This is a genomic window from Zoogloea sp. (assembly GCF_041914405.1).
In the GTDB taxonomy this organism is placed as follows: Bacteria; Pseudomonadota; Gammaproteobacteria; order Burkholderiales; family Rhodocyclaceae; genus Zoogloea.
This window is the reverse complement of the sequence record NZ_JAYSDK010000006.1, coordinates 152,656-175,340: the sequence shown is the minus strand read 5'-3', so window position 1 is coordinate 175,340 and position 22,685 is coordinate 152,656. Positions and strand designations below refer to the sequence as shown.

Annotated in this window: 20 protein-coding genes; 11 read left to right on the top strand and 9 right to left on the bottom strand. The window is 63.7% G+C overall.

All coding sequences use genetic code 11. The features are described 5' to 3' along the window. The first annotated feature begins 60 nt into the window (after window positions 1–60). Window positions 61–588, top strand: coding sequence for a peptidoglycan-associated lipoprotein Pal (gene pal / locus ACE3RX_RS05790; protein ID WP_374481255.1), 528 nt, complete (start codon window positions 61–63; stop codon window positions 586–588). Window positions 589–728: 140 nt separating this feature from the next. Here pal and fdhF read toward each other — a convergent pair whose 3' ends face one another. Genes fdhF through ACE3RX_RS05775 form a run of 3 tightly spaced genes read right to left on the bottom strand, consistent with a single transcriptional unit; the run spans window position 729 to window position 5,631 of the window. After that, window positions 729–3,581 carry a formate dehydrogenase subunit alpha gene (gene fdhF, locus ACE3RX_RS05785; RefSeq protein ID WP_374481253.1) on the bottom strand — a complete coding sequence of 951 codons (2,853 nt, stop codon included), beginning with the start codon at window positions 3,579–3,581 and terminating at the stop codon, window positions 729–731. 11 nt (window positions 3,582–3,592) lie between these two features. Beyond that, on the bottom strand, window positions 3,593–5,143 hold the full coding sequence (locus ACE3RX_RS05780) for a formate dehydrogenase beta subunit (protein ID WP_374481251.1): 1,551 nt from the start codon (window positions 5,141–5,143) through the stop codon (window positions 3,593–3,595). After that, window positions 5,140–5,631 (bottom strand): formate dehydrogenase subunit gamma, encoded by a 492-nt coding sequence (locus ACE3RX_RS05775; protein ID WP_374481249.1) that lies wholly within the window; start codon window positions 5,629–5,631, stop codon window positions 5,140–5,142. The genes ACE3RX_RS05780 and ACE3RX_RS05775 overlap by 4 nt, the downstream gene beginning before the upstream one ends. A gap of 392 nt (window positions 5,632–6,023) precedes the next feature. Here ACE3RX_RS05775 and ACE3RX_RS05770 point away from each other — a divergent pair, with 392 nt between their 5' ends. Beyond that, entirely contained in the window at window positions 6,024–6,836 is an 813-nt protein-coding gene (locus ACE3RX_RS05770) for a response regulator (RefSeq protein WP_374481246.1), read from the top strand. A 12-nt stretch (window positions 6,837–6,848) separates the two neighbouring features. On the opposite strand, the gene mfd is transcribed toward ACE3RX_RS05770, so the two are convergent. From mfd to ACE3RX_RS05750, 4 genes are read right to left on the bottom strand one after another with little or no spacing between them, the layout of a single operon-like run. After that, entirely contained in the window at window positions 6,849–10,292 is a 3,444-nt protein-coding gene (gene mfd / locus ACE3RX_RS05765; RefSeq protein WP_374481244.1) for a transcription-repair coupling factor, read from the bottom strand. A 49-nt stretch (window positions 10,293–10,341) separates the two neighbouring features. Then, window positions 10,342–11,109: an NRDE family protein gene (locus ACE3RX_RS05760; protein ID WP_374481242.1), complete on the bottom strand. Its 768-nt coding sequence runs from the start codon at window positions 11,107–11,109 to the stop codon at window positions 10,342–10,344. Next, window positions 11,100–11,390 carry a DUF4936 family protein gene (locus ACE3RX_RS05755; protein WP_374481240.1) on the bottom strand — a complete coding sequence of 97 codons (291 nt, stop codon included), beginning with the start codon at window positions 11,388–11,390 and terminating at the stop codon, window positions 11,100–11,102. Before ACE3RX_RS05755 ends, ACE3RX_RS05760 begins: the two co-directional genes overlap by 10 nt. Window positions 11,391–11,399: 9 nt before the next feature. Then, on the bottom strand, window positions 11,400–12,431 hold the full coding sequence (locus ACE3RX_RS05750; protein ID WP_374481238.1) for a folate-binding protein YgfZ: 1,032 nt from the start codon (window positions 12,429–12,431) through the stop codon (window positions 11,400–11,402). 170 nt (window positions 12,432–12,601) lie between these two features. On the opposite strand from ACE3RX_RS05750, the gene mltG reads away from it, so the two are divergent. The 6 genes from mltG to ACE3RX_RS05720 are packed head-to-tail and all read left to right on the top strand — an operon-like array spanning window position 12,602 to window position 17,125. Next, entirely contained in the window at window positions 12,602–13,603 is a 1,002-nt protein-coding gene (gene mltG, locus ACE3RX_RS05745; RefSeq protein ID WP_374481236.1) for an endolytic transglycosylase MltG, read from the top strand. After that, window positions 13,600–14,217, top strand: coding sequence for a dTMP kinase (gene tmk, locus ACE3RX_RS05740; RefSeq protein WP_374481234.1), 618 nt, complete (start codon window positions 13,600–13,602; stop codon window positions 14,215–14,217). Before mltG ends, tmk begins: the two co-directional genes overlap by 4 nt. After that, the gene (holB, locus tag ACE3RX_RS05735) at window positions 14,214–15,272 is read left to right on the top strand and encodes a DNA polymerase III subunit delta' (protein WP_374481232.1); all 1,059 of its coding nucleotides are present in this window, start codon (window positions 14,214–14,216) and stop codon (window positions 15,270–15,272) included. Before tmk ends, holB begins: the two co-directional genes overlap by 4 nt. After that, window positions 15,269–15,637, top strand: coding sequence for a PilZ domain-containing protein (locus tag ACE3RX_RS05730; RefSeq protein ID WP_374481230.1), 369 nt, complete (start codon window positions 15,269–15,271; stop codon window positions 15,635–15,637). The genes holB and ACE3RX_RS05730 overlap by 4 nt, the downstream gene beginning before the upstream one ends. A gap of 31 nt (window positions 15,638–15,668) precedes the next feature. Next, entirely contained in the window at window positions 15,669–16,442 is a 774-nt protein-coding gene (locus tag ACE3RX_RS05725; RefSeq protein ID WP_374481228.1) for a TatD family hydrolase, read from the top strand. Window positions 16,443–16,465: 23 nt separating this feature from the next. Beyond that, window positions 16,466–17,125: an ankyrin repeat domain-containing protein gene (locus tag ACE3RX_RS05720; protein WP_374481226.1), complete on the top strand. Its 660-nt coding sequence runs from the start codon at window positions 16,466–16,468 to the stop codon at window positions 17,123–17,125. Here the strand turns inward: ACE3RX_RS05720 and ACE3RX_RS05715 are convergent. Then, a complete protein-coding gene (locus ACE3RX_RS05715) occupies window positions 17,118–17,312 on the bottom strand; it encodes a hypothetical protein (protein WP_374481224.1) in 195 nt (64 codons plus the stop codon). The two genes, ACE3RX_RS05720 and ACE3RX_RS05715, sit on opposite strands and share 8 nt — an antisense overlap. A 198-nt stretch (window positions 17,313–17,510) precedes the next feature. Between ACE3RX_RS05715 and ACE3RX_RS05710 the strand changes: the two genes are divergently transcribed. Both ACE3RX_RS05710 and ACE3RX_RS05705 read left to right on the top strand, forming a co-directional pair. Then, window positions 17,511–18,719, top strand: a complete 1,209-nt coding sequence (locus ACE3RX_RS05710) for a tyrosine-type recombinase/integrase (protein ID WP_374481222.1) — start codon at window positions 17,511–17,513, stop codon at window positions 18,717–18,719. A gap of 114 nt (window positions 18,720–18,833) precedes the next feature. Next, window positions 18,834–19,877, top strand: coding sequence for a DNA-binding protein (locus ACE3RX_RS05705; RefSeq protein WP_374481220.1), 1,044 nt, complete (start codon window positions 18,834–18,836; stop codon window positions 19,875–19,877). Window positions 19,878–20,086: 209 nt separating this feature from the next. Here ACE3RX_RS05705 and ACE3RX_RS05700 read toward each other — a convergent pair whose 3' ends face one another. Next, entirely contained in the window at window positions 20,087–21,430 is a 1,344-nt protein-coding gene (locus tag ACE3RX_RS05700; protein WP_374481218.1) for a tyrosine-type recombinase/integrase, read from the bottom strand. A gap of 185 nt (window positions 21,431–21,615) precedes the next feature. On the opposite strand from ACE3RX_RS05700, the gene ACE3RX_RS05695 reads away from it, so the two are divergent. Then, window positions 21,616–22,683: a hypothetical protein gene (locus tag ACE3RX_RS05695; protein ID WP_374481216.1), complete on the top strand. Its 1,068-nt coding sequence runs from the start codon at window positions 21,616–21,618 to the stop codon at window positions 22,681–22,683. The last annotated feature ends 2 nt before the right edge of the window (window positions 22,684–22,685 follow it).

The window sequence follows — 22,685 nt, the reverse complement described above, 5'->3', positions numbered from 1 at the left end:
CGTCGCCTCACTATATTCAGCGACCTTGAAACCCACCCACCCCAGAGGAGCCTGTAGTTCATGAAAAAGTCCGCCCTGTTGACCGTGTTGTGCGCCGCCGTGCTGGCCGCCTGCTCGTCGAATGCGCCGAAGACCGCCGCCACCACCGAGCAACCGGCTGAAGCACCCAAGGCTGCGACCGCTCCGGTTGCTGCGCCGGGCCTGTCCGCCGCTGAACTCGAAGCCCGTAAGATGGCCGAAGCGCGCGCTGAGCTCGCCAAGCAGAGCGTTTACTTCGCCTTCGACAAGTTCAATGTCGAAGCCAAGTACGCCGACGTCCTCAAGAACCAGGCCGCCTTCACCAATGCCCACGCCAGCGATGTGATCAGCATCGAAGGCAACGCCGACGAACGCGGCAGCCGCGAGTACAACCTGGCCCTCGGCCAGAAGCGTGCTGAAGCCGTGCGCAAGGCGCTGGTCACGATGGGTGTTTCCGACTCCCGCCTGGAAGCCGTCAGCTTCGGTTCCGAGAAGCCCCGCGCCGACTGCCACGAAGAGAAGTGCTACGCCGAGAACCGTCGCGTGGACTTCAACCACAAGGACAAGTAATCCGCGTCCTGCCGCTTCAGTCCTGAACTGAACCCCGGCCGGATCTCAGGTTCTGGCCGGTGGCGTGGCGAGGCCCGCAGAACCCTTCCGAAAGGAGGGGGTCTGCGGGCCTCGTGGTTTTTGTGGCCGGCTTGCGTGCGTCAGCCGGTCGCGGAGGTGGCGCGGCGCAGTAGTTCGAGCTGTTCGTCGCGGCGGCGGGCGAAGCGCTGCTGCCAGTCGGAAGGCTGCGCGCACAGGCTGACCTGCACCGCAGTGACCTTGTATTCCGGGCAGTTGGTGGCCCAGTCCGAGTTGTCGGTGGTGATCACGTTGGCGCCGGACTCTGGGAAGTGGAAGGTGGTATAGACCACCCCCGGCTGCATGCGCTCGGTGACCCTGGCGCGCAACACCGTCTCGCCGGCCCGGCTGGCGATACCGACCCAGTCGCCGTCCCGGATGCCCCGGTCTTCCGCGTCCACCGGATGGATCTCCAGCCGGTCCTCGTCGTGCCAGGCCACGTTGGCGGTGCGCCGGGTCTGGGCGCCGACGTTGTACTGGCTAAGGATGCGGCCGGTGGTGAGGATCAGCGGGAAGCGCCGGGTGACCTTCTCGGTGGTCGGCACGAAAGCGGTCAGCATGAAGCGCCCCTTGCCGCGGACGAAGCCGCCCACGTGCATCGTCGGCGTGCCGTCGGGCGCGGCCTCGTTGCATGGCCACTGGATGCTGCCCTTCCGTTCGAGCAGGTCGTAGCTCACCCCATGGAAGCTCGGCGTCAGGCGGGCGATCTCGTCCATGATCTCGGATGGATGGCCGTACTGCATCGGGTAGCCCAGTGCCGCGGCCAGCGCCAGCGTGGCTTCCCAGTCCGCCTTGCCGGCCAGCGGCGGCATCACCTTGCGTACGCGGGAGATGCGTCGCTCGGCGTTGGTGAAGGTGCCGTCCTTTTCCAGGAAGCTGGAGCCGGGCAGGAAGACGTGGGCCCACTTGGCGGTTTCGTTGAGGAACAGATCCTGCACCACCACGCATTCCATCTGCGCCATGGCGGCTTCCACGTGCTGGGTGTTGGGGTCGGACTGCACGATGTCCTCGCCCTGGATGTACATCCCCTTGAAGCTGCCATCCAGCGCCGCGTTGAACATGTTGGGGATGCGCAGGCCGGGCTCCGGATCGATGCTGACCTGCCAGGCGTCCTCGAAGAGGGCGCGGGTAGTGGCATCCGACACGTGGCGGTAGCCGGGCAGTTCGTGCGGGAAGGAGCCCATGTCGCAGCTGCCCTGCACATTGTTCTGGCCGCGCAGCGGATTGACGCCGACGCCGGGCCGGCCGACGTTGCCGGTGGCCATCGCGAGGTTGGCGATACCCATCACGGTCGTCGAGCCCTGGCTGTGCTCGGTGACGCCGAGGCCGTAGTAGATCGCCCCGTTGCCGGCCTGGGCGTACAGGCGGGCGGCGGCGCGGATCTCCGCTGCCGGTACGCCAGTGATGGGCTCCGCCGCTTCCGGGGAGTTCTCCGGCTGGGACACGAACTCGCGCCAGGCTTCGAAGGCTTCCTGTTCGCAGCGCTCGGCCACGTAGGCGTCGTCCACCAGGCCTTCGGTGACGATGGTGTGGGCCAGCGCGTTGACCATCGCCACGTTGGTGCCGGGGCGCAGCTTGAGGTGATGGGCGGCGGCCACGTGGGGCGTGCGCACCAGGTCGATGGCGCGCGGATCGACGACGATCAGCTGGGCACCCTGGCGGATGCGCTTCTTGAGCAGCGAACCGAATACCGGATGGCCGTCGGTGGGGTTGGCGCCGATCACCATCACCACGTCGGCCTTCAGCACTGACGCGAAGTCCTGGGTGCCGGCGGATTCGCCCAAGGTCTGCTTGAGGCCGTAGCCGGTCGGTGAATGGCAGACGCGGGCGCAGGTGTCCACGTTGTTGTTGCCGAAGGCGGTACGCACCAGCTTCTGGACCAAGTAGGTCTCTTCATTGGTACAGCGGCTGGACGTGATGCCGCCCACCGCGCCGCGGCCGTATTTGGCCTGGATGCGCTTGAATTCGCCGGCGGCGTAGGCCAGCGCCTCGTCCCAGCTGACCTTCTGCCACGGCGCGTCGATGCTGGGCCGGATCATCGGCGTGGTGATGCGGTCGGCGTGGGTCGCGTAACCCCAGGCGAAGCGGCCCTTCACGCAGGCGTGGCCTTGGTTGGCGCCGCCGTCCTTGGCCGGCACCATGCGCACCACCTGATTGCCCTTGACCTCGGCCTTGAAGGAGCAGCCGACGCCGCAGTAGGCGCAGGTGGTGGTGACGCTGCGCTCGGCCTGGCCGAGTTCGATCACCGATTTCTCCATCAGCGTGGCGGTCGGGCAAGCATTCACGCAGGCGCCGCAGGACACGCATTCCGAGTCCATGAAGGCCTGGTCCTGGCCCGGCGACACGCGGGAGTCGAAGCCGCGGCCGGAGATGGTCAGCGCGAAGGTCCCCTGGGTTTCCTCGCAGGCCCGCACGCAGCGGTTGCAGACGATGCACTTGGCCGGGTCGTAGCTGAAGTAGGGGTTGGATTCGTCCTTGCAGGGCTCACTGAAATGGTTCTCGCCCTTGAAGCCGTAGCGCACCTCGCGCAGGCCGACAACGCCGGCCATGTCCTGCAGTTCGCAGTTGCCGTTGGCGGAACAGGTCAGGCAGTCGAGCGGATGGTCGGAGATGTAGAGCTCCATCACGTTGCGGCGCAGCTCGGCCAGCTTGGGCGTCTGGGTGCGGACGACCATGCCGGCTTCCACGGGGGTCGTGCACGAGGCCGGGAAGCCTTTGCGGCCTTCGACTTCGACCAGGCACAGGCGGCAGGAGCCGAAGGGTTCCAGACTGTCGGTGGCGCACAGCTTGGGGATGGAGCAGCCGGACTGGCCGGCTGCGCGCATGATGCTGGTGCCGGCGGGCACGCAGACCGGCTGGCCGTCGATGAGCAGGCTAACCGGGGTGTCGGATTCGCGGGCAGGGGTGCCGAAGTCGGTTTCGCGGGGCAGGGACATGGGGGTGTTCCTTACTCGGCAGTGACCGGCGCGATGCCGAAATCCTGCGGGAAATGGGTGAGGGCGGATTTGACGGGGTAGGGGGCCATGCCACCCAGCGCGCACAGGGAGCCGTTCAGCATGGTGTCGCACAGGCTGTCGAGGAGGGCCAGGTTGGCGTCCCTGTTCTCGTCGGCGATGATGCGGTCGATGACCTCCACGCCGCGCGTCGAGCCGATGCGGCACGGCGTGCATTTGCCGCAGGACTCGGTCGCACAGAATTCCATCGCGTAGCGGGCCAGCCGGGCCATGTCGGCCGTATCGTCGAAGGCGACCAGCCCGCCGTGGCCGATCATCGCCCCCATCGCGGCATAGGCTTCATAGTCGAGGGGAACGTCGAACTGCGATTCCGGCACGTAGGCGCCCAGCGGGCCGCCGACCTGCACGGCACGGATCGGACGGCCGCTGGCCGAGCCGCCGCCGTAGTCGAGCAGCAGCTCGCGCAGCGTGATTCCGAAGGCCTTTTCGACGAGGCCCGGGTGGCGCAGGTTGCCGGCCAGCTGGAAGGGCAGCGTGCCGTGGGAGCGGCCCATACCGTAATCCCGGTAGAAGGCGGCGCCACGGGCGAGGATCAGCGGCACCGCGGCGAGGCTCATCACGTTGTTGATCACCGTCGGCTTGCCGAACAGGCCCTGGATGGCCGGCAGTGGCGGCTTGAAGCGCACAATGCCGCGCTTGCCCTCCAGGCTTTCGAGCATCGCGGTTTCCTCGCCGCACACATAGGCGCCGGCGCCGAGGCGCACCTCCAGCTCGAAACTGCGGCCCGAGCCGGCCACGTCGCTGCCCAGCCAGCCGGCGTTGCGGGCTTTGGCGATGGCTTGCTGCAGGGTACGGAAGGCGTGTGGATATTCGGAGCGCAGGTAGATGTAGCCGTGGCGCGCGCCCACCGCCAGGCCGGCGATGGTCATGCCTTCGATCAGGCAGTAGGGGTCGCCTTCCATCAGCATGCGGTCGGAGAAGGTGCCGGAGTCGCCTTCGTCGGCGTTGCATACCACGTATTTGTCCGGCCCCGCGGCGTGCAGCACGGTGTTCCACTTGATGCCGGTCGGGAAGGCCGCACCGCCGCGCCCGCGCAGACCGGAGTCGGTGACTTCCTTGACGATCGCGGCGCCGTCCAGGCCGACCGCCTTCAGCAGGCCTTCGAAGCCGCCGTGGGCTTCGTAGTCGGCGAGGGACAGCGGATCGGTGATGCCGACGCGGCGAAAGGTCTGGCGCTCCTGGCCAGTGAGGAAGGGAATGTGCTCCGTCAGGCCGTGGCCCAGGCGGTGCATGCCGCCTTCGTGAAAGCCGGCGTCAAATAGGGCCGGCACGTCCTCCGGCGTCACTGGCCCGAAGGCCAGGCGGCCAGCGTGGCTGTCCACTTCGACGAGGGGTTCCAGCCAGTACAGGCCACGGGAGCCGTTGCGGACGACTTCGATATCGAGGCCGCGGGCTGTAGCCTCGGCGACGATGGCCTGGGCCACGTCCTCAGCGCCGACCGATAGCGCGCCGGAATCGATGGGAACGAAGATGCGGATGCTCATGCCGGCACCTCTTCGCGCAGCCCCTCGATGACGCGGTCGAAGCGTGCGCAGCTGACCCGGCCGAGGATCTCGTCGCCGACGCGGATGGCTGGCGAACAGGCGCAGTTGCCGAGGCAATAGACTGGCTCAAGGCTCACCGCGCCGTCTGGCGTGGTCTGGTGCCAGTCGATGCCGAGGCTGCGCTTGGCGTGCTCTTCCAGCGCCACGCCACCCTTCGCCTGGCAGGACTCGGCGCGGCATACCTGGACCACGTGGCGTCCGGGCGGGCTGGCCCGGAAGTGGTGATAGAAGCTGACGACCCCGTGGATCTCGGCGCGGCTCTGGTTCAAGGCGGCGGCGATGATGGGGATGGCTTCAGGTGGTACCCATCCGAGATCGTCCTGTATTGCATGGAGGATCGGCAGCAGGGCACCGGCTTGATCACGGTGGCGCTCTACGACGGCTTGAATGGCGGCCTGATAGGGGGGCGATACGGATGTCCCGGGCATGAGTTTCCTTTGAGTGACGCGGCAGGTGCTGCATCCAATTCCAGCGGAATGTTAGCGGCCGCCATGCGTGACGCAAAACGGGAAAAGTCGAAGAGCCGTTCGGAAGCGCCGAAGGTATGGGGACGCGCCAAGCGGGAGAGGTTTCAATGGCGCATTTTACTTGCATAAATATGCAAAAGAGCTAAACTTTGCAGCGCGACACCTCGACGGTCATTTCGTCCTGGTGTCGTTCTGTAGATGACTCCCAGCTTTTATCCGGCCGCCCCCTGGCCGGTTTTTTTTGCCCGCCACCAATCTCCGCACCGTTTTTCCGCATCTTTGGCGGATCGCACTCAATTTTTTTCATTTTTGTTCGCTAACAGTGGGATATCCACTGGTTAGGCATAAGAACAATGACGAACATCTCATCCCGTTTCGAGAACACCCGGCTTCTGCTCGTTGAGCCTTCGGCGCTGCAGGCCAAGATCATCCAGCGGGAATGCGAGGAAATCGGGCTGACTCACGTACGCACGGTTGGCAGTGCCTCGGAGGCGCTGGAGGCGATGCGCGCGGAACGTCCGAACGTGGTGCTTAGCGCCCTTTATCTGCCAGACTTGCCCGGCACCGAGCTGGTGGCGGCGATGCGCACCGACCCGCGCCTGGAAGACGTGGCCTTCATCCTGATTTCCAGCGAAACCCGCCCGCAAGCCCTGGACCCCGTGCGCCAGGCAGGCTTGTGCGGCATCCTGCCAAAGCCCTTCAACGCATCCCAACTGGCCAAGGCGATCAGCCGTACGATCAATCTGCTCGGCACCCGGCGTGACCTGGAGAACGAGATTGACCTTGAAGAGTTGCGCGTGTTGCTGGTGGATGACAGCCCGAACGCGCGTAAATTCATCCGGCGCATCCTGTCCAACCTGGGCCTGCAGCACTTCATCGAGGCGGACAACGGGCGGGAGGCGATGGTGCAGCTGGCCGACACGATGGTCGACCTGATCGTCACCGACTACAACATGCCGGAGATGGACGGACGGGAATTCGTCGAATACGTGCGGACGCGTAGCTGGCAGCAGGCAGTGCCAATCCTGATGGTGACCAGCGAATCGGACGCCGGTCGCCTGGCCGCCGTGGAGGAGGCCGGCGTATCGGGCATCTGCGACAAGCCGCTGGAGCCCGAGATGCTACTTGATCTACTCACCACCATGCTCCAGCGGGAGCCGGACTGATCGGGTAGCCGATCAGGCCTTCACGGCCTCCAGCAGATCACGGGCGGCCTTGACCCGTGCCTTGATGTCCGGCATCGACAGCTTGCGCAGCAGCTTGTCCGGGCCGGACATGCGGACGCTGCGGTCCTTCTGCATCAGCATGATCACCTTGGTCGGGTCGATCGGTGCGTTGGCGTCGAATTGCACCGACAGCTGGGATTCGGACGCGTCGAGCTTGGCTACACCGAAGGGTTTGACCAGCATGCGCAGGCGGTGGGTTTCGAGTAGTGCGCGGGCCTGCGGCGGCATCTCGCCGAAGCGGTCAATGAGCTCTTCCTGCAGGGCCTGCAGGTCGTCTTCCGTCTCGCAGTTGGCAAGGCGCTTGTAGAGGGTCAGGCGCTCCTGCACGTCGCTACAGTAGTCGTTGGGCAGCAGCGCCGGGGCGTGCAGGTTGATTTCCGACACCACTTCCAGCGGCTGGCTGAGGTCCGGCTCCTTGCCCTGCTGCAGGTCGCGCACCGCACGCTTGAGCATCTCGGTGTACAGGCTGACGCCGACCTGCTGCATCTCGCCGGACTGGTTCTCGCCGAGCACTTCGCCGGCGCCGCGAATCTCCAGATCCTGCATCGCCAGGTAGAAGCCGGAGCCCAGCTCTTCCATCATTGTGATCGCCTCCAGCCGCTTCTGGGCCTGAGCGGTCGGCTTGGCGTGGGCGTCGGTGAGCAGGTAGGCGTAGGCCTGGTGATGCGAACGGCCGACCCGGCCGCGCAGCTGGTGCAACTGAGCAAGGCCGAAGCGGTCGGCCCGGTTGATGATGATGGTGTTGGCGGTCGGGATGTTGATGCCGGTCTCGATGATGGTCGTGCACAGCAGAAGGTTGGCCTTCTGCGTCGTGAAGTCGCGCATCACACGCTCCAGCTCGCGCTCCGGCAACTGGCCGTGGCCGATCACGATGCGTGCCTCGGGCAGCAGCTCCTCGAGGGATTCGCGCATGTTCTCGATGGTCTCGACCTCATTGTGCAGGAAGTACACCTGCCCGCCGCGCTTGAACTCGCGGATCACCGCCTCGCGGACGATGCCCTTGCTGTGGCGCTGTACAAAGGTCTTGATGGCGAGGCGTTTCTGCGGCGCGGTGGCGATCACCGAGAACTCCCGCAGACCCTCCAGCGCGAGGCCCAGCGTGCGCGGGATCGGCGTGGCGGTGAGGGTCAGGATGTCCACCTCGCTGCGCAGAGCTTTCAGGGCTTCCTTCTGGCGCACACCGAAACGGTGCTCTTCGTCGATGATGACGAGGCCCAGGCGCTTGAAGGTGACGTCCTTCTGCAGTAGGCGGTGGGTGCCGATGAGGATGTCCACCTTGCCCTCGCCGAGGAGTTGCAGCGCTTCGGCCTGTTCCTTGGCGCTCTTGAAGCGGGACAGCTCGGCCACCTTGATCGGCCAGTCGGCGAAGCGGTCGGCGAAGGTCTGGTAGTGTTGCTCGGCCAGCAGCGTTGTTGGGCACAGCACAACCACCTGCTTGCCGTCGGCCACCGCGATGAAGGCGGCGCGTAACGCGACTTCAGTCTTGCCGAAGCCCACGTCGCCGCACACGAGGCGATCCATTGGCTTGCCGGACTTCATGTCGGCGATGACGGCCTCGATGGCGGCCAACTGGTCCGGCGTCTCCTCGAAGCCGAAGCCTTCGGCAAAAGCCTCCAGGTCGTGCTGCTTGAAGTCAAACTTGTGGCCCTTGCGAGCGGCCCGCTGGGCATACAGCGCGAGCAGCTCGGCAGCGGTGTCGCGGACCTGCTGGGCTGCCTTCTTCTTGGCCTTTTCCCACTGGCCGGAGCCGAGGGTGTGCAGGCTGACCGCTTCCGGGTCAGCGCCGGCGTAGCGGGTAATCACATGGAGCTGAGACACCGGCACATAGAGCTTGTCGCCGTTGGCGTACTCCAGGTGCAGGAACTCGGTCTGGCCTTCACCGAGGTCCATGTGAATCAACCCCATATAACGGCCGATGCCATGGCTGGAATGGACGACCGGGTCGCCTTCCTTCAGCTCGGACAGGTCGCGCAGCCAGCCTTCGACAGTAGCCGCTTTGCGGCTGTCACGGCGGGTACGGGTGCGGGCGGTGGCGGCGTAGAGCTCCGATTCGGTGACGACCGCCAGCTTCGCTTCCGGCAGGATGAAGCCAGCAGCCAGCGGCCCGGTCCCGAGGGCAAGCCCCGCATCGCCGCCGAGAAAAGCCTCGAAATCCGCTGTTGGCGCCGGCTTCAGGCCGTACTCGGCGAAGAACTCGGCGATGGTCTGCTGGCGACCGGCCGATTCGGCGAGGATCAGCACACGGCCGGGGAAGTCGTCGGTGAATGCCTTGAGGCGATGCAGCGGATCGTTGGCCTTGCGTTCCACGGACACGTCGGGCAACGCTTGAGTCGGCCCGTCGCCGCCGGATTCCGGCAGTGCCAGGCGGGTGCGTTCCTTGAGTGCGAGGAAGAAGGCTTCTTCCGACAGGAATAGCTGCTCCGGCGGCAGGATCGGCCGGGTCTTGTCGCCACCGAGCAGCTGATGGCGGCTGCGGGCGTCCTTCCAGAAAGCCTCGATGGCACCTGGCACGTTGCGGTGGAGCAGTACAGGCGCGTTGCTGGGCAGGTAGTCGAAGAGGGTCGCGGTTTCGTCGAAGAACAGCGGCAGGTAGTACTCGATGCCCGCCGGCGCGATGCCGTGGGAGACATCCTTGTAGATCGGGCTGCGGGACGGGTCCCCCTCGAAGGCTTCGCGGAAGCGGCCGCGGAAGCGGGTGCGGCCGGTCTCGTCCATCGGGAACTCGCGGGCCGGCAGCAGGCGGACTTCCTTCACCGGGAACACCGTGCGCTGGGTGTCCGGGTCGAAGGTCTTGATGCTCTCCACTTCTTCGTCGAACAGGTCGATGCGATAGGGCAGGGCGGCCCCCATCGGGTAGAGATCAACGAGACCGCCGCGCACGCTGTATTCGCCAGGCGACATGACCTGGGTGACGTGAGCGTAGCCGGCCACCGTCATCTGCATGCGCAGGCGCTCCACGTCGAGCTTTTCGCCCTGCTTCAGGAAGAAGGTGTAGGCGGCGAGGAAGGCCGGCGGCGCCAGGCGGTAGAGCGCGGTGGACGCCGGCACCAGCGCGATGTCGGCCTCGCCGCGGCTTATCGCGTAGAGCGTAGACAGGCGCTCGGAGATCAGGTCCTGGTGCGGCGAGAAGCTGTCGTAGGGCAGGGTTTCCCAGTCCGGTAGCAGGTGGGTGCGCAGACCAGGGGCGAGCCAGGCGATCTCGTCGGAGAGGCGCTGGGCATCCAGCGGGTTGGCCGTCACCACCACCAGCATCCGTCCGCCGCCCGCCAAACGGGCGATCGCCAGCGCATCAGAGGAGCCGGTACAGGCCGGCAGGTCCAGGCGCTGGCCGGGCTTGGCCTTGGCGTGAGCGTCGAAAGCGGGCAGGAGATCGCGGAAGGAGGGTGAGGCAGTCATGCGGAATGGTGCTGCAGCGGAAACAAGGGGCGAATTATAGGCGCGGGGCTTAGGCCCGTGCGATCGGGAAGGTCTCGGCGAGCCGGCTGGTTTCGGTGCCTACGTCGTTCCAGGTGATCTCGACGACCTGTACGGCATCGTGACGATCCTGGCGGATCAACGTCGAGCAGCGGGTGCCGTAGCCTGGTGCGCGGATGAAGGCGCTTGACAGCATGCGCTCCCAGGCCAGGCTTACGCCTGTGCGGGGCAGGCTGGCATCGGCGGCGGGGCGGTCATCGCGCAGCAGTTCTTCCAGTGGCGCGATATCAGGCAGCGAGCCCAGAGCCTTGTCGAGACGGGACTTGCCAGCCACGACCTTGGGCCATGGCGTATCGAGAAGATGATTGGAAAGTGCGTACAGTCCGGGCTGCAGGATATGTGCAGCGCCACTCTCGCTCTCGTAGATGCCCAGGGATTCGCCATCGGAAACCAGCAGGTTGAAGGCGTTGTACCGCGGCCCCTCGTGGCACAGCCGTTCGAGGGCTGCCTCTGTGCTCTCCTTGCCGGCGAGAAAGTCGGTGACCAGTTGGCCGCGGGACGGCCGACCGTCCCGCTGGCGCTGGGGATCGCGGAAGTTGGTCAGGCCGGCGAAGCGTCCGTCACGGGAAACGCCGAGCCAGGTGCCGCCGGCTTCGAGATCGCGTCCTGCAAATATGGAGGGCGACGCCGTCCACCAGGCTGCCGGCGCCGCCGGGCGTGTAAAGAATTCATCCCGGTTGGCCGCGACAACCAGCGGATGGTCTGGATGAGCCCGCCAGGCCAGCAGTATCAGGCACATGGAACGAAACGCTCGATGTGACGCTGCCCGTCGTCAGCGATGAAGCGGGCCAGCGCATGGCGTTCGACGGCCTGTTCGAGGCTGCGCTCGAACGCTGCTGCCTCACGGACGTTCTCGTAGATCTCCATCCAAGTCCAGGGATCGTCGGCCTTGCGCAGGAAGCGTCCGGCAATGCCGGTTTCCCGGCAGATATCTGACTGGACCAGATGCAGAACCCGGGCGAGATCGGCTTCGAGGCCGATCTGCACCGGGTAGTAGATGTAGTAATGGGACAGAAGCAAGGAGTGGACTCAGGGCAGCGCGTAGGGCAGTGGAAGGAACTGGACGGTCGGCCCGGCAGGCGAGCCCAGGTGCACTTCGGTGGACTCGGCGCTGGAGGTCTGCAGTACCACCAGTACGTCGTAACCGCTTTCCGGTGCCGGCGCCGCGATGACAACTTTGCCAGCCGACTGCTCACCGAACTCGGGCGAATAGACGTCCGTACCTGCAAGCGGCGCCGTCTCGGTCTCCGCATGCACCCGGAACATGCGCTTCTTGAGCTTGCCCAGGTAATGGGTGCGGGCGACGATTTCCTGGCCCGGGTAGCAGCCTTTGTTGAAACTCACGCCGCCGATCAGCTCGTAGTTAAGCATCTGCGCGACAAATTCCTCCTGGACCGGCTGCGTGACGGTAGGCAGGCCCTCGGCAATATCGATCCACTGCCAGGCGGCTGAACCGGCTGGCACCGCACCGGCGGCAACGAATTTTTCCCATAGCCCGGCCGCCTCCGAAAGCGGTGCCGAAACGATGAAGCGGGCGCCATCCAGACGGACGACGGTGGCGACGCCCGAGGCCGTGGCGCGCGGTGCACCGGGAATGTGCAAGCCGGCGGCTTCGAGGGCAGCGCCAGCCTGCGGCCCGGCCAGCCCGATCAGCACGCTGTCGCCACTGTCGTCCATCAGGCGCACCTTGGAGCGCAGGATGTACATGGACAGCTTCTTCAGTATCGCGGCATGGATGTCCGCCGACAGCGCCAGCAGGTAGTCGTTGCCTTCCCGCCACAGCAGGAGGTTGGCCAGCATGCGGCCCTTCGGGCTGTTGAAGCTGGTGAATTGGGCCTCGTTAGAGCCGAGCTTCTTCACGTCGTTCGAGAAGAGGTTGTGGAGCAGCACGCTGGCGTCTTCGCCACTGGCGCGAATCGCGCCCAGGTGCTGCAGCGGTACCACCACGGTACCTTGGGCGGCCAGCGCGACGTCCCGCCGTTCGTCGTCATGGAACTTGACGGAGAAGTCCGAAAAACTCGCGCCTTTCGCGCCCAGATAGTTTTGCCAAGTTGCGTTCATCAGTCTTGTCCTGTCGCAAAAACGAGTCTCAAAGCGGTTTGCGCTATTATAAGACGCTGCCGCACGGGGGTTGCCAGCGCTATCGAAGCAATAATCAAGCCCTCGTAATCTGCCAGGACATCCTCCTTTCTTCACTCCATTCGTTCGTTCCCGACGCGCCAAGTTCCCTGATGAAGCGCCTGTTTTTTCGCTTGATGACCCTGGTCCTGATGTGCGCTGCCGGTGCCCTCGGGATATTGGCATGGTTCGCACATACGCCGGTGCTTTTGCGCCAAAGCCCCCTCGACTTCACCATCGAACCCGGCTCGCCGATGAAACAGGTCGCCCGTCAGTTGGTCGACGCGGGGATTGATGTCGAACCTTTCACCCTTGTTCTCCTTTCCAGAATGACGCGGCAGGCCAACGGGATCAAGGCCGGCAGTTACGAGGTCGAGACGGGTGTCACGCCGCTGGGACTGCTCGACAAGCTCACCCGTGGTGACGTCACGCAGGCTGAACTACCGCTGATTGAAGGCTGGAGCTTCCGCCAGATCAGGGCGGCCCTGGATCGCCATGCGGATCTGCGCCACGACAGCGCCGGCCTTGACGACGCCGAAATCCTGCGTCGAATCGGCGCGGCGGCGAGCCACCCCGAAGGCCTGTTCTTCCCGGATACCTATCTGTTCGCCAAGCGGAGCAGCGACCTCGACATCCTGCGTCGGGCCTATCGGCATCAGCAAAAGGTCTTGCAGCGGGAGTGGGAGCAACGGGCCGACGGTTTGCCGTACAAAACCCCGTATCAGGCGCTGATTATGGCCTCCCTCGTCGAGAAGGAAACCGGGCAAGCGAAGGACCGGCCCCTGGTCGCGTCGGTGTTCGTCAACCGGTTGCGGGCAGGGATGCTGCTGCAGACTGACCCCACGGTGATCTACGGGCTTGGAACGGAGTTCGACGGCAACCTGCGCAAGCAGCACCTGCAGAATGACACGCCCTACAACACCTATACGCGACCGGGCCTGCCGCCGACGCCGATCGCGATGCCCGGGGTCGCCGCACTGCGCGCGGCACTCCACCCGCCACAGACCGACTACCTGTATTTTGTCGCCCGTGGCGACGGATCAAGCGCCTTCTCGAGAACCCTTGACGAACACAACCGGGCGGTGGCCCAGTACATTCGGAAACGTAACCCGTGAAATCCCGTTTCATTACTTTTGAAGGCATCGACGGTGCCGGTAAGAGCAGCCAGATTGCCGCTGCCGTTGCCCTGATCGAATCCCGTGGCATCGAAGTCGTGCAGACTCGCGAGCCGGGCGGTACGCCGCTCGGCGAAAAACTGCGCGAGATCGTGCTGCATGAGCCGATGCATCTGGAAACGGAGGCATTGCTGATGTTCGCGTCCCGCCGGGAACACCTGGCGCAGCGGATCGAGCCGGCACTGGCGGCTGGCAAATGGGTGGTATCAGACCGCTTCACCGATGCGACCTACGCTTACCAGGTAGGCGGGCGCGGGCTGGATGAAGGCCGTTTCACGGCGCTGGAACAGTGGGTGCATCCCCACCTGCAGCCCGATCTCACGCTCATCTTCGATCTTGACCCGAAGGTGGCTGCCCAACGGCTTGCCGGTACCGGCAATGCGCCCGACCGCTTCGAGCGGGAGCAGGCCGATTTCTTTGCCCGCGTGCGGGACGCTTATCTCAAGCGCGCCGCCGCAGCACCGCGGCGCGTGAAGGTGGTGGATGCCGGCCGCGCCCCGGAAGTCATCCAGGCCGAGGTGGCGGATATCGTCCTGCGGAACTGCTTCCAATGATCTTCGAATGGCAGATGCCCTTATGGCGGCGCGCCGTGGACCGGGCAGAGCGCATGCCCCATGCACTACTGTTTGCCGGCCCGGCCGGCGGCGGCAAGCGCGTTTTCGCGGAGGCGCTGGCGGCCCGCGTGCTCTGCGCCAATCCCGGTTCCGATGGACATGCCTGTGGGCTCTGTGATGATTGCCTATGGCGCTTGGCCGGCAATCACCCCGATCTGCTGCGTGTAGTGCCGGAGGCCGATCAGGAAGAACGTGGCGAAGGCGCTGCCGAAAAGCCTGAAGGCGGCAAGGCGGCCAGCCGCCAAATTGTCATCGAGCAGATCCGAGCGCTGCAGCAGGCCCTGACCACCGGCGGGCACCGGGGCAGTCAGCGGGTGGTTATCGTTGATCCGGCCGAGGCGATGAACGTCTTCACCGCCAATGCGCTGCTCAAGCTGCTGGAAGAGCCGACTACCAACGTACAGTTTCTGCTGATCTCCTCGTCGCCGAAGCGCCTATTGCCAACCATCCGCAGCCGTTGCCAGACGTGGACGTTCGCCCGTCCGCCGGCGGATACGGCCGCCCGCTGGCTGGCCGAACGGCAGGTCGCCGATGCAGATGTTCTGCTGGCATTCGCCGGGGGCATGCCACTGGCGGCCTCTGAACTGGCGGAGGGCGGCGGAGCGGCAGCCTTGCGACGCTTCGTAGCAGATGTGAGCGCCGTACCTGCCAAGGCACCCCTGCGCCTTGCCGGTGAGTGGGACAGCTGGCTGAAAAGCAAGGATGCCCAGTCCACTGGGCTCGACATGGCCACGCTCACCAGCTGGCTGCAGCGCTGGATTGCCGATCTCGTAAGCCTACGCCTGGGCGGACCGGTGCGTTTCTTCCCGACCCGCCTGAGCGCCTTGCAGGCCATTGCGGACAGGCTGTCCGTCGATACGGCCCTCGGCTGTTACAATGAAATCACTCAGTCGCGACGAGTGGCGCAACATCCCCTCAACGCACGACTATTTCTAGAAGACATGCTTCTGCGGTACGCCCGGTGCATCCAGGCGACCGCGACGGTGCGCCGATGAATGATCCTGTGAAGCGGCCAACCCAGGCCCGACCCAGCGTCCTGTCCCTTAACATCAGCTCCAAGTCGGCGCTGTACGCCGCCTACATGCCTTTCATAAAGAACGGCGGGATCTTTGTACCCACGGCGCGCGAATACAAGCTGGGTGACGAGATCTTCATGTTGCTGCAGATCATGGACGATCCGACCAAGCATCCGGTGGCGGGCACAGTGGTCTGGCAGACCCCGGCGGGTGCCCAGGGGAACAAGACCCAGGGCATCGGTGTCAAGTTCAGCGAGGACGAGGCAGGGCAGGTGCTACGCAACCGGATCGAGCAGATCCTGGCAGGGCACCTGGGTTCGTCGCGTCCCACCCATACGATCTGATCCGCCAGCTATTACTTCCGGTTGTCTCGCAATGCTTGTTGATTCCCACTGCCATATCGACTTCCCCGACCTCATCGATGACGAAGCCGGGGTGCTGGCCAGAATGGCCGACAATGGCGTCACCCACGCCCTTTGCGTCAGCGTGAAGCTGGAAACCTTGCCCGGCATCCTCGCTCTGGCCGAACGGCACACCAATGTGTTCGCATCCGTCGGCGTGCATCCTGACAACGCCGATTGCGAGGAGCCCGACGAAGAGCGCCTGCTGGCGCTGGCGACCCATCCCAAGGTGGTGGCGATCGGCGAGACCGGGCTCGACTACTACTGGCACAAGGATGCGCCTGAATGGCAACGGGCGCGTTTTCGCACCCACATCCGCGCGGCCCGCCGCAGCAACAAACCGCTGATCATCCACACTCGCGATTCGGCAGCCGATACGATCCGACTGATGCATGAGGAAGACGCCGGTGCGGCCGGTGGCGTGATGCACTGTTTCACGGAAACCCGCGAAGTGGCTGAACAGGCGCTTGATCTGGGTTTCCATATTTCCTTTTCCGGCATCGTCAGCTTCAAGAACGCCGAAGCTCTACGGGACGTAGCCCGTTACGTGCCCGCCGATCGCTTGCTGGTGGAAACCGATTCGCCCTACTTGGCGCCGATGCCGTACCGCGGCAAGACCAACCAGCCGGCCTATGTCCGTCATGTCGCGGAGGCGGTCGCCAAAGCCCGGGGCGAGAGCCTGGAACAGATCGCCAAACTGACGACCCAGAATTTCTTCCGGCTCTTCAAGGACGCCCGCCCGTCATGAAATCCACCTTTAAGCTTCATAGCTTGCGGCTGCTGGGCGCTGGCCTGATCAGCATTCAGCTATGCCTCCCGGCCAACGCGGCCTCACTCGACGATCTCTTCAATGCCGCCAAACTCGGCGATGCCGCCGAAGTGACTCAGCTGCTCAGCCAGGGCATGGACGTGAACTCGAGCGACCCCAACGGCAATACTTTGCTGATTCTCGCGACGCGCGAAGAGCAGCCCAAGGTTGTGGCCGAACTGCTCAAGCAGCGTGGCCTCAAGCTGAATGCCCGCAACAGCGCCGGTGACAGTGCGTTGATGCTGGCCAGTCTGCGGGGTTTCACCGGGATCGCCCAAGAGTTGCTCGATGCTGGCGCCGCCTTCGACCATCCGGGCTGGAATCCCTTGCTGTATGCAGCTTTTGAAGGGCGTCTGGCTATCGTCAGCATGCTCCTCGAAAAGGGTGCCAACCCCAATGTGCTGGCACCGAATCAAACGACGCCACTGATGTTTGCGGCCCGTAACGGGCACCAGGATGTCGTCCGCGCGCTATTGAAGGCTGGTGCGAACATCGACTGGAAAAACGATCAGAACGAGAACGCCGAAAGTTGGGCCAGCAAGAGTAGGAATACGGATATCGTTGAACTGATCCAGGCCGAACGGAAGGCCCGGGCCAGCAAGCTGCACGTCGAGATCAATTAACCCGGTAGCGGTAGCGGCGACTGTGATCGATGCGCCAGGGGAGGGACGGAGCAACCTGGCGTAGCACGCCAACCCCGATCAGCGCGAGCAGCGCGGGGACCGCAGCCTGGATGCCGTAGCCTCCGGCCAGAAGCACGCCAACCAGAACACCCGTGACCATCAGAATGCGGCAAATCAAGGTTTCCATCATCGACTCCTCAACACGATATTGAAGCCCGGCTGGGCAAATGAGCGGATGCACATGAAGCTGACCAGTTGCTCGATCGAGGCCCCGCGTTCGATGACTGTGATTATATACAGTTAACAACTGTACGCAAGTACAGTTGGTTGGCTCTGTCCGTCTCATCGTGCGGATTCAGACTCAACCGGATACCTCACCCTTTCCATGTCCATCACCTACACCACCGTGGTTCCGCTGCGTCCGCTGGACGAGATCACCGTTCCGGCTGAGTTCGATGGGCACGATGGCGCTAACCGTGCCGACCCGATGCGCCTGCAGATCCAGGCGACCACGGATGCGGATGCAATTCGCTGCTTTCTGTCCGAATACGATCGTTCGCCTGGCACCTACCGGATCTATCAAAGGGAGTGCGAACGACTGTTGTTATGGTCTCTTGTGGACTGTGGCAAGCCTTTGTCCAGCCTCAACCGGCAGGACTTCGAGGGATACCTGAACTTCCTCGCCGACCCACAGCCCTCCGCCTTATGGTGTGGCGCCAAGGTCAACCGGACATCGGAGAAATGGCGCCCCTTTGTCGGCCCGCTCAGCGAGAGCGCGGTGCTCACGGCGATGGCCGCCATCAATTCGCTGATGACTTACCTTGTCGATGCGGGCTATTTGCAGGGCAATCCTTTGGGGCTGATTCGCCAGCGTCGCCGCAAGATGTCCGGTGAAGTCACCGGTCCGTTGCGGGCCGTCGCGCAGACCGAGGAGATGGTGAAGGTTGAGCGCTTTCTCGACCAGCAGATGTGGGATGCAGTGACGTCAGCGATCGAGGCCATGCCGCGGGACGCCGAACGGGGGCGCGACGAATACGAGCGGGCCCGCTTCATCGCCGCCGTCCTCTACATGCTGGCACCCCGCGCCGGCGAACTGGAGTCCCACCGCATGAACAGTTTCCGCGAGGAGCGGGGGCTGTGGTGGTGGCACGTTGTGGGGAAGGGGGGCAAGAAGGCTAAGGTGCCTGTAGCGGACGACATGCTGCAGGCGCTGATCCGCTACCGTAAGCATCTGGGACTCACCGCCGTACCGCGGCGGGATGACAATACGCCGCTGCTGGTCTCGGTAAAGGACGGCAGCCCGATCACCGCCCGCCGTCTTAACCAGATCCTTAAGCAGATCTTCAGTGCCGCGGCAGAACTGTTGCCACCCGAGGCAGAGCACAAAAAGGAAAAGCTGCGCGCGGCATCTGCGCACTGGGGGCGCCACACCGGGATTACCGCCAAGCTCGACAGCGGCATCAACGAGCGCTTTGTGCAGAAGGACGCCCGCCATACGGATGCCCGTACCACTCAGCGCTACATCCACGAGGAAGAGGAGCGCTGGCACGACGAAGCACAGAAGCAACGCTTGCCCTGGAACGGGAAAAAATGACCGGATATTTTTCACAGTCTTACCGTTATAGATATAACGGTAAACGGATTTAAACGTATGTTATCTTCCTGACTGTCTAAAATTTGGTCGTATTTGTGCGAAGGGGAACAGTCCATGGCACGCAGTAGCAGCGTCAACTTCGAAGCCGTCGAGCAAATCTGCTTTCAATTGCTCGCGCAAGGCGAGAATCCGTCTTTCAATCTGGTCTATGCGGAGCTGGGCAATAAGGGTTCCAGCGAGGTTGTCCAGCGTTATATCGATCAATGGCGCCGGGAGACCGGTGCGACCTTTTTCCGTAAGCGCAGTGTTCCTGGAATGCCGGACGAGCTCGTATCGTCGGCCGATGCCTTCATGGGCAAGATCTGGTCCTTGTCGCTCAATCACGCGGAACAGCTTTTCGCCGCCCAGCGCCAGGCGCTGGAACAGGAGCAGGATGCTTACCGGGTCCGCCTGCAGGCGGCAGAGCAGCGGATCGAGCAGCAGGATGTGATTGCAGCCCAAGCCGCCACCCAACTCGAAGCACTGAGCGACGCGCTCCGCGTCCGGGATGCGACGATCGCGGAATTGCGACAACAGGCACAGGAATCCCAACGGCAGAAAGATGCGTTGGACGGCCGGATCAAGATGCTCGAGGAAGCGGCGGAAGTGCGCGAACAGAAATTCGCGGCCGAATCTGAACGCCTGAACAAATTGCTGCAAGGCGATCGCGACCGTTACACCGCATCGCTCAAGGAAGAGCAGGATCGCAGCGCGCTTGAGCGGGAACTGTTAGTCAAGCAGATTGACCAGGTTCGTCAAGAAAAGCTCGGCGATATCACGGCCATGCGCCAACAATTGGCCAACCGTGAAGAGCGCGAAAGCAAACTGCGGGAACAGACCGAGGAGGCCAAGGCTGCGTTACGCGAAGCCTTGTCCAAAACACGTCAGATCGAGACGTCCCTCGCTGCAGCCGAGGGCCGAATCGAGCGCCTGCAAGCTCAGCTTAAGGTCGCGACGGAAGCCGCCCATGGCAAGGAGTCGGCGGTGGCTGCCGCCGAAGCACGCGCCCGAGCGGTTGAGGAAGTCCGCTTGGCGGAAACCGTGCGTGCACAACGCGCGGAAACCCTGCTGGCGGAAGCGCTGGCTGAAATCGGGCAACTCAAAAAGCAGAGTGCTTAGTCACTGTCGCAGGAATACCGGGCTGCTGAGCCCGGCACCTGCGGATTTGTCGTTGTTCAGGTGGGTTGGAACAGCAGGGCAGCAAGCCCCCACAGCCATTACTTCTGAAAACAGTAATTTTCAGAAATAATGGCTGTGGGGCGGAGAGCTCAAAATCACCGCCTTTGGACTGCTGGCGCGCCTCGTGTGCTCCCTCGCCCCATGGAACATCATCCGTTCGGCCACTGTTTCAGAAGTTTAGAGACGGCATCGACGGCCTCACCCCGCTCCTCGTCCTTCATGTGAACGTAGTAGCGGCTCGTCGTTCTTGGGTCCTTGTGGCGCAGTTGCTCCGCCGTGCGAGCCAGCGATACGTGACCCAGCGCGAAATGGCTGCCGCGCGTATGCCTCAGCCAGTGGGACGCTGCCTGCTGCAAACTGTGCCCCCAGGCTGGATTGACGCTGGCTGCAAAGACCGCGGCAAATTCGAAGAAACGGCGCAATTCCAGGTTGATGTAGCCGGCGGTGACGCAGTCACCAGTTTTCAATGTGGCACGCCGTCGGCGCTTCGGACTCAATTTCGCAATTACGGGCACCTCGAACTCGCCGCTCTCTGGCCATGAACTCAAGCCGCGTGCCAAGCGGTATTCCTGCAAGGCATTCATCGCATCGTCGTCCAGCGTCACCCGATCAGGACCGTCGGCTGCGCTACGCCCCTTGCCAACCACCTTCCAAACCCACCGCGTGCCGCTCCGCACGATGGCGTTCATCGTGGCCTCGGCGAGTTCGGAGCGCCGACTTGCCGCCGCGTAACTGAACAGCAGGATGCAGCGCAGCCGCGCCCTGCGTTCGAAAGACCACGGTGAACTCGCGCGCCCAGCCAGACCGTCCGTGTCATCAGAGGTGTTGGCACTGATCTGCCATGTATTTTCCGGCGCATCGAGAAAGCTACGGAGCCAGCGCCAGAGTTCAAAGGAGAACGCCTTGTCCTGCCCCAGACTGTCATCGCGAATCGCCTGACGGCGCTGCTGGAGCGCGTACTCCCGGACGGTTAGGCCCCGCCGCACCAACTCCTCCTGCGAAATTTCCTCACCGGTGAGCTTGCCAAGTTGCAGGAAGGGATTGGCTTCCAGATACCCCGCCGCATGCAAAAAACCATACAGGCCTCGAATGCTCGTATCCGCGCGACGCCTGCTACCCAGCGACAGGCCTTGCCACTGCCCGGAGTCATCGGTCCGGAACGGGACGAATCCAATTGGCCAGCCGTGCTCAGGGCGATACGGCGCGGAAAGCCAGCCCCGAAACGCCTCCAGATCGGCAACCGTTGCGCCCGCCAATGACTTGCCGCGCAGGTGGGCCATGAACGCAGCAAAGCGCCGTAGCTCCTGCAGGTAAGCCTTGCGTGTATGAGGGTTCTTGGCATGGGTGTTCAGCCAGATCATGACGGCTTCATGATCACTGTTGGCGCCGAGGGAATTCCCTCTGACGAGTCCGCCAGATTGGGCGTCGGAACTGACTTCCTGGCTCTTCAGCAGGACTGCCAGACTGGCAATGGGCATGGTTTTGTCACTCATTCTGATGCTTTGCCCTTGCGGGCGAAGTTGGGTCTTGAATCTCAAATAATATCGATAATTGCAGAACTCGACATTATCCGCGTGCTGCAGGGTTTTAATTTGCGCAATTGCGCAATATATGAAACGATCTCCATCCAGTGCTGACTGCCCGACAGCGTTACGCAAAAGCAAAAGGAAATGAAAAGATGGCCAGCGCCGTGAGCTACGAAATGGTTGAAGCGATCTGCAATGACCTCGCTGCGACCGGAGAAAATCCGACCTATCTGAAGGTCCATGAGCGACTTGGCAAAGGGGCAACGCGCATCGTCTCGGCCTATATCCGCGAATGGCGGGAGCATCAGGCACAAGCCTCGGCCTTGAGCCGACATCCGTTCTTCGGAAGCTGGCCGGAAAGCCTGCAGCTCAAGGCGAAGAGCTTGTTCGACGCTCTCCTCGCCCTGTCGGCGGAAGGCGCAGCCGAAGCCGAGCGGGCGCTGAAGGCCGAGTTCGACAAACAGGCAGAGGAACTCCGGCAGGCTACGGACCAGGCGCGCAGGGAAAGCGCTGACGCACAGAACAGCCTACGCAACGAACGCGCGGAGACCGCACGCCTGCAAACCGAGCTCGACAGCCTGAAGGAAGCCGAGTTGGCCCGGGAAGCGATGATTGCGGACCTGCTGGCACAGCGCGAGCAACACGTCGCGACGATCGCGGAAAATCAGCGGCAACTGGAAAACCTGCGCGATGAACATCGTGTTCATGTGATGGAGCTGAATGTGCAGGCCGCCGCAGAACGCAGCCGTCTGATCGACGAGTTGCGCATCGAGCGGGAACGCGCCGCCGGCGAACGGGAACACCTGATGCGCCAGACGGACCAGTTGCGTCAGGATCATGCCGCTGCAGTACAAGAATGGAGGCAACGCGCGGCGGCCCTGGAAGGCGGGCTCGTCGCTCAGCGGAAGAAAACGGACGAAGCCGAGGAGCGAGCAGCCGCACAGACCTCCCACGCCAGGGAGCTGACTACAATCGTCAATGCACGAGACGGCGAGATTGCGGCGCTCAAGGCAGACATCGCCACCGTGGGCCGCAGCCTGCAGGAGCAGGCCGCCATGAGCAGTGCGCAGGCGGCCCGCATCGAGATGCTTGAACAGCAAGTTGCGCGAGAAACCACGCGGGCAAAGGACGCCGAGATGCGCACGCAGGAACTCGTGACGCAACTGACCTCGGCGCCCCGCCCTGCCCTCGACAAGCCGGGGCCGGCAGAAACGCAATAACG